The organism is Denitraticella aggregata, from assembly GCF_048158365.1.
In the GTDB taxonomy this organism is placed as follows: domain Bacteria; phylum Pseudomonadota; class Gammaproteobacteria; order Burkholderiales; family Rhodocyclaceae; genus Azoarcus_F.
Genome location: NZ_JBLLNL010000025.1, coordinates 1 through 5,803 on the forward strand (window position 1 = coordinate 1; position 5,803 = coordinate 5,803).

The following is a 5,803-nucleotide window of genomic DNA, read 5'->3' on the forward strand; positions in this document are numbered from 1 at the left end:
TTGAGTTAGTCTGACGATGACCTACTTTCACACACGTAATGTGCACTATCATCGGCGCGGTCACGTTTCACGGTCCTGTTCGGGATGGGAAGGGGTGGTTCCATGACGCTATGGTCGTCAGACTGTGACGGGGTAACAAGTGGGTTTGGGTAAAGTGTGAGTGTGTGTGTGGGGTGTGTGATGTTGTTTTGTTAGCGTGTGTTGTTTTTGAACCGTTGCGTTGTTTTGCATGGTTATAGGATCAAGCCTCACGGGCAATTAGTACGGGTTAGCTGAGCGTGTTACCACGCGTGCACACCCCGCCTATCAACGTTGTGGTCTTCAACGACCCTTCAGGGGGCTCGAGGCCCCGGGGAAGTCTCATCTTGAGGCGAGTTTCCCGCTTAGATGCTTTCAGCGGTTATCTCTTCCGCACTTAGCTACCCGGCGATGCGACTGGCGTCACAACCGGTACACCAGAGGTGCGTCCACTCCGGTCCTCTCGTACTAGGAGCAGGCCCTCTCAAACTTCCAGCGCCCACGGCAGATAGGGACCAAACTGTCTCACGACGTTTTAAACCCAGCTCACGTACCACTTTAAATGGCGAACAGCCATACCCTTGGGACCGGCTACAGCCCCAGGATGTGATGAGCCGACATCGAGGTGCCAAACTCCGCCGTCGATGTGAACTCTTGGGCGGAATCAGCCTGTTATCCCCAGAGTACCTTTTATCCGTTGAGCGATGGCCCTTCCATACAGAACCACCGGATCACTATGACCTGCTTTCGCACCTGCTCGACCTGTCCGTCTCGCAGTCAAGCCATCTTTTGCCATTGCACTATCAACACGATGTCCGACCGTGTCTAGATGACCTTCGTACTCCTCCGTTACCTTTTGGGAGGAGACCGCCCCAGTCAAACTGCCTGCCATGCACGGTCCCCGACCCGGATTCACGGGCCCAGGTTAGAACCTCAACGACACCAGGGTGGTATTTCAAGGTTGGCTCCATGAGAACTGGCGTTCCCACTTCAAAGCCTCCCACCTATCCTACACAAGTGACGTCAAAGTCCAATGCAAAGCTACAGTAAAGGTTCATGGGGTCTTTCCGTCTTGCCGCGGGGAGATTGCATCTTCACAAACACTTCAACTTCGCTGAGTCTCAGGAGGAGACAGTGTGGCCATCGTTACGCCATTCGTGCAGGTCGGAACTTACCCGACAAGGAATTTCGCTACCTTAGGACCGTTATAGTTACGGCCGCCGTTTACCGGGGCTTCGATCAAGAGCTTGCACCCCATCACTTAACCTTCCGGCACCGGGCAGGCGTCACACCGTATACGTCATCTTTCGATTTTGCACAGTGCTGTGTTTTTAATAAACAGTCGCAGCCACCGATTCTCTGCGGCCCACTTCGACTCCACCCGCGAGGGGTTTCACCTACCATGGGCATACCTTCTCCCGAAGTTACGGTATCAATTTGCCGAGTTCCTTCTCCTGAGTTCTCTCAAGCGCCTGGGTATTTTCTACCTGCCCACCTGTGTCGGTTTGCGGTACGGTCACTCTTAGACTGAAGCTTAGAGGCTTTTCCTGGAAGCAGGGTATCACTCACTTCAGGCTCAATGAGCCCTCGTCATCACGCCTCATCTTAGCCCGGCGGATTTGCCTACCAGGCACGACTACACGCTTAAACCACCTATTCCAACAGATGGCCGAGCTAACCTTCTCCGTCCCCCCATCGCATCTAAGAGCGGTACAGGAATATTGACCTGTTTCCCATCGACTACGCATTTCTGCCTCGCCTTAGGGGCCGACTCACCCTGCGCCGATGAACGTTGCGCAGGAAACCTTGGGCTTTCGGCGAGGGCGCTTTTCACGCCCTTTATCGCTACTCATGTCAGCATTCGCACTTCCGATACCTCCAGCATCCCTTACGAGACACCTTCACAGGCTTACGGAACGCTCCCCTACCATGTGTCAAAGACACATCCGCAGCTTCGGTTCATGGCTTGAGCCCCGTTACATCTTCCGCGCAGGACGACTCGACTAGTGAGCTATTACGCTTTCTTTAAAGGATGGCTGCTTCTAAGCCAACCTCCTAGCTGTCTGGGCCTTCCCACTTCGTTTCCCACTTAGCCATGTATTTGGGACCTTAGCTGGCGGTCTGGGTTGTTTCCCTCTCGACAACGGACGTTAGCACCCGCTGTCTGTCTGCCGTATATCACTTTGCGGTATTCGGAGTTTGCTATTGCGGGGTAAATCGCGATGACCCCCCCAACAATTACAGTGCTCTACCCCCGCAAGTGTCCGTACGACGCACTACCTAAATAGTTTTCGGGGAGAACCAGCTATTTCCGGATTTGTTTAGCCTTTCACCCCTATCCACAGCTCATCCCCTAATTTTTCAACATTAGTGGGTTCGGACCTCCAGTACCTGTTACGGCACCTTCATCCTGGCCATGGATAGATCATCCGGTTTCGGGTCTACGCCCAGCAACTCAATCGCCCTTATCAGACTCGGTTTCCCTACGCCTCCCCTATTCGGTTAAGCTCGCTACTGAACGTAAGTCGCTGACCCATTATACAAAAGGTACGCAGTCACCCCTGCTTCAAACGCCCTCCGGGCTTATTGAACCAGGGCCGACTACAACGCGTGCCGCGTTGTAGTCACCTATTTCACTGCCCTCTGAACACTTTTGATGCGTCGCGCTTGCAGCGCGTGCATCAAAGCACCCAAAGACGCTTGAAGCAGGGGCTCCCACTGTTTGTATGCATGCGGTTTCAGGATCTATTTCACTCCCCTCCCGGGGTTCTTTTCGCCTTTCCCTCACGGTACTGGTTCACTATCGGTCGATCACGAGTATTTAGCCTTGGAGGATGGTCCCCCCATCTTCAGACAGGATTTCTCGTGCCCCGCCCTACTTGTCGCACGCTCAGACCCGCCACCGATTTTTCGCATACGGGACTATCACCCTGTATCGTCGGACTTTCCAGACCGTTTTGCTAAATCGATGGTTTAGTCGTGCAGGCTGTTCCGTGTTCGCTCGCCACTACTTACGGAATCTCGGTTGATTTCTTTTCCTCCGGCTACTTAGATGTTTCAGTTCGCCGGGTTCGCCCCAACTGGCCTATGTATTCAGCCAGTGGTGACCCTTCACACATGGCTCTCGCGCCACATGTGCCAGCAACTTCTATTGCCAGCAGATGTATTTTGGTGTGCTTGCGCACGCCGAAAGCCATCTGTGAAGGGCCGGGTTTCCCCATTCGGACATCGGGGGATCAAAGCTCCATTGCCAGCTCCCCCCCGCTTTTCGCAGGCTTGCACGTCCTTCATCGCCTGTGATCGCCAAGGCATCCACCACATGCACTTAGTCGCTTGATCCTATAACCATGCCGCCTCCACATACTCGAGGCGAACACCGCCATAAAACACAAACCACGCTTCGTGCTTTGTCACTCGTCCCGAAGCCGGTTCAAGACACGGAAACGAGTAACGTCTGTAAAACATGCAATCACACAACCCATGCAACCATTGGCCTGACATTGCCACCAACGGCTGCACACTTTACTTTCTACCCACTTGTTAAAGAGCTGTTTCGCCTCTGGAGACCAGTTCGAAACCTTAAGCACTGCACACACACCCTGCACCCCCACCACCAGGGCACACGCTGTCCGCACTGCTTAAGCCTCGACACCACTGTCGCTTGCTTGACCTACACCTCGTTCGCGCGCCGCGCGTTCCGCTCTGGTGGAGCTGGTCGGGATCGAACCGACGACCCTCGGCTTGCAAAGCCGATGCTCTCCCAGCTGAGCTACAGCCCCTTCTTCGCTCAACACACGAACCGAAGTCTGTGGTGGGTCTGGTTGGGTTCGAACCAACGACCCCCGCCTTATCAAGACGGTGCTCTAACCAGCTGAGCTACAGACCCCGAGCACCCGCTCTTGCCAGGTGTAGTTCGAGTCAGACCGGCGCCGCTTCCAATACCACGCGCGCCGCCGTCTTTCTCGAGGCGATTCTCTGACTGGACAACCGATAAGGTGTGGGGACTCGAATCCCTTCGCACGTGCTTCGTTTCTCTTGAAAGGAGGTGATCCAGCCGCACCTTCCGGTACGGCTACCTTGTTACGACTTCACCCCAGTCATGAATCTCACCGTGGTAAGCGCCCTCCCCGAAAGGTTAAGCTACCTACTTCTGGTGAAACCCACTCCCATGGTGTGACGGGCGGTGTGTACAAGACCCGGGAACGTATTCACCGCAGCATGCTGATCTGCGATTACTAGCGATTCCGACTTCACGTAGTCGAGTTGCAGACTACGATCCGGACTACGATCGGCTTTAAGAGATTAGCTCCACCTCGCGGCTTGGCAACCCTCTGTACCGACCATTGTATGACGTGTGAAGCCCTACCCATAAGGGCCATGAGGACTTGACGTCATCCCCACCTTCCTCCGGTTTGTCACCGGCAGTTTCGCTAAAGTGCCCAACTCAATGATGGCAATTAACGACAAGGGTTGCGCTCGTTGCGGGACTTAACCCAACATCTCACGACACGAGCTGACGACAGCCATGCAGCACCTGTGTCCTGGCTCCCGAAGGCACCAAGCCATCTCTGGCAAGTTCCAGGCATGTCAAGGGTAGGTAAGGTTTTTCGCGTTGCATCGAATTAATCCACATCATCCACCGCTTGTGCGGGTCCCCGTCAATTCCTTTGAGTTTTAATCTTGCGACCGTACTCCCCAGGCGGTCGACTTCACGCGTTAGCTGCGTCACTCAGAAAGTTACCTCTCCGAACGACTAGTCGACATCGTTTAGGGCGTGGACTACCAGGGTATCTAATCCTGTTTGCTCCCCACGCTTTCGTGCATGAGCGTCAGTATCGGCCCAGGGGGCTGCCTTCGCCATCGGTGTTCCTCCACATCTCTACGCATTTCACTGCTACACGTGGAATTCCACCCCCCTCTGCCGTACTCTAGCCCGCCAGTCACAAGCGCCATTCCCAGGTTGAGCCCGGGGATTTCACACCTGTCTTAGCGAACCGCCTGCGCACGCTTTACGCCCAGTAATTCCGATTAACGCTCGCACCCTACGTATTACCGCGGCTGCTGGCACGTAGTTAGCCGGTGCTTCTTCTGTCGGTACCGTCATTAACACGCTATGTTAGAGCGCGCCGTTTCTTCCCGACTGAAAGAGCTTTACAACCCGAAGGCCTTCTTCACTCACGCGGCATGGCTGGATCAGGCTTGCGCCCATTGTCCAAAATTCCCCACTGCTGCCTCCCGTAGGAGTCTGGGCCGTGTCTCAGTCCCAGTGTGGCTGATCATCCTCTCAGACCAGCTACGGATCGTCGCCTTGGTAGGCCTTTACCCCACCAACAAGCTAATCCGACATCAGCCGCTCCAATCACGTGAGGTCCGAAGATCCCCCACTTTCCCCCTCAGGGCGTATGCGGTATTAGCCACGCTTTCGCGTAGTTATCCCCCATGACTGGGTACGTTCCGATGCATTACTCACCCGTTCGCCACTCGCCGGCAGGCCGAAGCCCCCGCTGCCGTTCGACTTGCATGTGTAAAGCATGCCGCCAGCGTTCAATCTGAGCCAGGATCAAACTCTTAAGTTCAATCCAACAGCACTCAAAGTCATTGCTGACAAAAATCATTCCTGATTCGTTTGAGCACTCAATCTTCAAACTCTTGCAGGCATCCAAAAAGACACCCTCGAAGACGATTCAAAGATCCGAGCACCCACACTTATCGATTGTCCAAGTTTTTAAAGAACCGCCGCAATCACCGCCAGCGAAGAAGCGGAATTATGATCAACTCAACACAC

2 tRNA genes and 3 rRNA genes are annotated in these 5,803 nt (G+C 54.5%); all 5 read right to left on the reverse strand.

The window, feature by feature from the left end:
- Nucleotides 1-8: 8 nt before the first annotated feature.
- The 5 genes from rrf to ACKVEX_RS16325 all read right to left on the reverse strand — a co-directional run bounded on the left by rrf (nucleotide 9) and on the right by ACKVEX_RS16325 (nucleotide 5,594).
- A 5S ribosomal RNA gene (gene rrf / locus ACKVEX_RS16305) occupies nucleotides 9-122 on the reverse strand.
- Nucleotides 123-237: 115 nt separating this feature from the next.
- Nucleotides 238-3,357 (reverse strand): 23S ribosomal RNA (locus ACKVEX_RS16310).
- A 364-nt stretch (nucleotides 3,358-3,721) separates the two neighbouring features.
- Nucleotides 3,722-3,797 (reverse strand) — tRNA-Ala (locus ACKVEX_RS16315).
- Nucleotides 3,798-3,827: 30 nt separating this feature from the next.
- Nucleotides 3,828-3,904, reverse strand: a tRNA-Ile gene (locus ACKVEX_RS16320).
- Between the two features lie 152 nt (nucleotides 3,905-4,056).
- A 16S ribosomal RNA gene (locus ACKVEX_RS16325) occupies nucleotides 4,057-5,594 on the reverse strand.
- Together the 16S, 23S and 5S rRNA genes with 2 tRNA genes alongside form the textbook arrangement of a ribosomal RNA operon.
- Between the last annotated feature and the right edge of the window lie 209 nt (nucleotides 5,595-5,803).